Annotated in this window: 2 protein-coding genes and 1 pseudogene; 1 reads left to right on the top strand and 2 read right to left on the bottom strand. The window is 54.1% G+C overall.

All coding sequences use genetic code 11. The annotated features are described in order from the left end of the window. Positions 1–1,073, top strand: a pseudogene (locus ACM6I7_RS14510) (hypothetical protein); the annotation flags it as partial. A 488-nt stretch (positions 1,074–1,561) separates the two neighbouring features. Here ACM6I7_RS14510 and ACM6I7_RS14505 read toward each other — a convergent pair. Beyond that, the gene (locus tag ACM6I7_RS14505; RefSeq protein WP_414888783.1) at positions 1,562–1,921 is read right to left on the bottom strand and encodes a DUF6124 family protein; all 360 of its coding nucleotides are present in this window, start codon (positions 1,919–1,921) and stop codon (positions 1,562–1,564) included. 154 nt (positions 1,922–2,075) lie between these two features. After that, the gene (locus ACM6I7_RS14500; RefSeq protein WP_414888782.1) at positions 2,076–2,447 is read right to left on the bottom strand and encodes a DUF6124 family protein; all 372 of its coding nucleotides are present in this window, start codon (positions 2,445–2,447) and stop codon (positions 2,076–2,078) included. Positions 2,448–2,449: the final 2 nt, after the last annotated feature.

The following is a 2,449-nucleotide window of genomic DNA, read 5'->3' as shown; positions in this document are numbered from 1 at the left end:
ATACCGCACTGACCATCACCTCAGTAAAAGATCAGAGCAACTGGAACATTCCCGATAACGGTCATACCGTGCACACCAGCGTCACGCTCACTGGCTCCGCGCCTGATGGCCAGAAGGTGGAAGTTTTCCTCGGTGCAATCTCCAAAGGCATCGCGGAAGCTGGCCCCGACAGAACCTGGACCCGTACCGTGAGCGGGTTATCGCTGGACGTACTGCACACCTTAAAGGCCGTTGGCCAATACGCGAACAATCCGACATCGAACCTTTGGCGTTTGACGGCGTTGAATGGCGTGAGGCCGGCCATCACCGCCGCGCAGGATTCCAACGGGCAGCCAATCAGCAATGGTGGAAGTACTCCTGACACCCGTATCCGCCTGACGGGGACGGCGAACACCTTTCTTGAGGTGGAGATTTACGACGGTGACACCGCCACTGGCAAAAAGCCCAGGGCCAATGACAAAGGTATATGGACGGTAGAGCTGACCGGGCTTACACGTACGAAGCATGTGTTCAAAGCCAAGGCGTTGTATGGCAGCGGGACGGAGTCGGGAGAGTGGATAGTGAACGTGGTCGCTCCTGTTTTCCTCGTCGAAGACTTTCAGACATATCCACGACCGAATGCCGAGAACACGATCATAGATCCAGGGAGCTTCATGCAGGGGACGAAAACCAAAACGACGGTTATTGTAAACACTGAGGGATATGGTAGCTGTCGCAGCTCGGTGTTTGACTATTCCACGGGTCTGTGGAGTTATCTAAGGCGCATAAGTGTTTTAGACACATTTGCGTACTCAATAGCACTGCATCAAAATGATGCCAAGAGTATGACAATCAATTGCCACTTGGCTGCGCGGCAATTAAAAATCAAGCTAGAGTTCATACAAAAAAATAGTGTGGTGTCCTCAATGACGTTCTACGAGGGCAGCACCGACCACGACCATCAAATTTTTGAAAGGACCGTCGCCCCGGACAACGGTCAGGCGTTCGATACTATCCAATTCGTACTCACGGCGACGGGTGAACTTAATCAACTTAATTATTTCAGGTTAAACACGATCGCCTTCAAAAACTAAAAAGTTTCTGTTGCCTGGAATACACCGGTGGAAGGGGCGCAGATGAACAAAAGGTGCTCCCCCGGAACATAAGTTCAGAGGAGATCACTTTTCCAAGAGCATCGCTGATTCAAAAAACGGTAATCCACGCTAAGCGCCTCTCCTTGATGGGGAGGTGCTTAGCAGTTGCTCCTAAAGCTGGTGTGTTTTCGATGAACTGAAGTGAACACAGGAGGTTGTTGGCCGGGGTAATGCTTTCCCACGAAAGTGTTACCCCGAGCAATTAACCCGAGCACAGCTGTATCCGAATACTCACCTCCATTACTCAAAATATATGCAGGCCAATTCTTGGGCTGCGAAAAACAATCTGGAATAAGGCGTGATAAGGGGACGAATTTATTTAATAGACTCACGCCTACAAGGGATCTTTGCCGGGCACTTAACCAGTGATCAACGCAGATCCACTGTGGGAGCGGGCTTGCTCGCGAAGAGGCCAGAACTGTCAACGCCTATTCCTTGGGCACAACATTATCCAGCGCCTGATTCACCGCCAACTCCCCCAGCATCACCACCTGCGCAATGCCCAGCGCCGTATTACGACTCGGCCCCTCCAGCGTGCCGGCGAGTTCACCGAGCATGACCGTGGCTGAGGCCAGGGATTCGCAGGCGTTGGCCAGCAGGGATTCGGTGTCGGTTTGCGGGTTGACCATGAACATGCTGCTGGGGGTGTACGGCGTTGCCATGATGTGCGCGGGCGCGAGATAGTGGTCGAGGGCGCGTTCGGCGGCTTCGTGGAGTTTTCTGGAGTTGAGGGATTCGTAGGGTGATACCGAGTCTGTGGCCGGCGGATTGGGTGGGGTTTCGGACATCAGCTGGAACTCCGATCAAGGTACTTTGGAAGAATGACTCCCTGTAGGAGCTGCCGCAGGTTCGGGCCGCGTTCGGACGATCTTTTGATCTTGTTTTTAGAAGCAAAATCAAAAGATCGCAGCCTTCGGCAGCTCCTACAGGGGGATCGGGCAGTTAGTTCGGCACGCGGCGGCCGTCCAGTACCCGGTTGACCATCAGTTCACTGAGCATGATCACCTGATGCAGCATCAGCATCGCCCGGCGCTGTGGGTTGTCGATGGAGTCGCCGATATCGCGGGCCATGTCGCTGGCGGCGGCCAGGGATTCGCAGGCTTCGACGAGCAAGGTTTCTTCGTCCACGGTGGGGTCGATGAGGAAAATTCTGTTCGCCTTGCATGACGAGGCTGAAGGGATCGAGATCTTCAGTGCGCCGGGGTTGAGGTAGAAGTTGATGGCGCGGTCGGTTGCCGCTTTTATCTTCTGCGGGTCGAGGGCTGGGTCGTACGGGATTGAGGTGTCCGGGGGGTTGGGTGTGGCTTTGAACATAA

This window comes from Pseudomonas sp. IT-93MI4, from assembly GCF_949767635.1.
In the GTDB taxonomy this organism is placed as follows: Bacteria; Pseudomonadota; Gammaproteobacteria; order Pseudomonadales; family Pseudomonadaceae; genus Aquipseudomonas; species Aquipseudomonas putida_A.
Note: the sequence above shows the minus strand (reverse complement) of the source record. Positions and strands in the feature narration are given on the sequence as shown.